At 64.2% G+C, this 1,406-nt stretch carries 1 protein-coding gene; it reads left to right on the plus strand.

Annotated features, from left to right (window positions below):
* Positions 1–1,406: glycoside hydrolase family 16 protein (locus EN742_RS38450; RefSeq protein WP_189375733.1), on the plus strand; the 1,406-nt coding region annotated here is incomplete at both ends.

The raw sequence follows: 1,406 nt of genomic DNA on the forward strand, positions 1-1,406 counted from the left end.
CCCATCAGCGGCGTCAATCAGGGAGGGGTGACACAAACATTCCCGATCACGTCCGGCGCCGTCAGCAGCTATGGCAACTTCGAATTCAATGGCGGCTATCTTCAGATCAGCATGAAGGCGCCGAGCGGCGACGGCGCATGGCCAGGCCTCTGGCTGATGCCCGGCGACGGCGCGGGCAGCAGCGGCGACAATTTCGAGCTCGATATTCAGGAGGGTGGATTTACCGGCTCGGGGCCGGCAGACCAGAATTTCTCCTGGCACTTGCACGGGCCGTCGGGGTGGGTCGGCGACACCATCGACAGCGGCATCAACCTCACGGCCGGCTTCCATACGTACGGCATCAACTGGGTGCCCGGTGAATCGATCACCTGGTATCTGGATGGGAAGCAGATGGCGCAGGTGACCAGCGCACAGGTCGCGATCCCGGATGAACCGATGCAATTGATGATGAACTTGGGGGTCGCGAATTCGAACGCTAGCGGATGGCATACGGCTCTGGATGGCTCGACGCCATCCTCGATGCAGATGCTGGTCGATGAGGTTCAGCTCTATCAGAAGGCGGGCAGCGGCGACACCGTCACGGGTGCCAACGTCACTCCATCGACAACATCATCGACCCAGTCCCCGACGACGCCAACGATCCAGCCGGCGGTGACGCAGGTCGCCGCGTCACCGGCAACGGGAGTCGAGCATGCCGGCGATGCCATCACAATGACGGTCGCCTTCAACAAGGCCGTGACCGTCACGGGCGCACCCACACTGTCGCTCAATGATGGCGGAACGGCCAGCTATGTCAGTGGCTCGGGCACCAGCGCGCTCACCTTCCGCACCACGGTCGCTTCGACCGACAAGGATACCTCGGCACTCGCCATCACCGGGGTCAACCTCCCGAGCGGCGCGAGCATCAAGGATGCATCCGGTGTTGCGGCGAACCTCTCAGGCGCGGTGAAGACGTTCTCCGGGCTCCAGATCGATCCGGTCCTGCCGGCGGTGACGCAGGCCACAGCCTCGCCGGGAACCGGCACCGAGCACGTCGGCGACACGGTCACGCTGACACTCGGCTTCAACGAGGCCGTGAAGGTGTCGGGCACGCCGACCCTGTCGCTCAACAATGGCGCGACCGCGACCTATGTCGGCGGCTCCGGAACGAGCGCGCTCAACTTCCGCACAACGGTCGCATCGACGGACACCAATACCTCGGCGCTCGCCATCACTGGGGTCAACCTGACGAACGGTGCGAGCATCAAGGACGCAAGCGGCGTCGCTGCGAATCTTGCAGGCGCAGTGAAGACCTTCTCCGGCCTCCAGATCGCGACGTCATCGACAGCCCCGACGACCCCAACCACCCCAACGACCACCACCACCCCAACCACCCCAACGACCACCACTGCCCCAACCACCCCAAC

The sequence above is a fragment of the Mesorhizobium sp. M4A.F.Ca.ET.020.02.1.1 genome (assembly GCF_004022645.1).
Classification (GTDB): domain Bacteria; phylum Pseudomonadota; class Alphaproteobacteria; order Rhizobiales; family Rhizobiaceae; genus Mesorhizobium.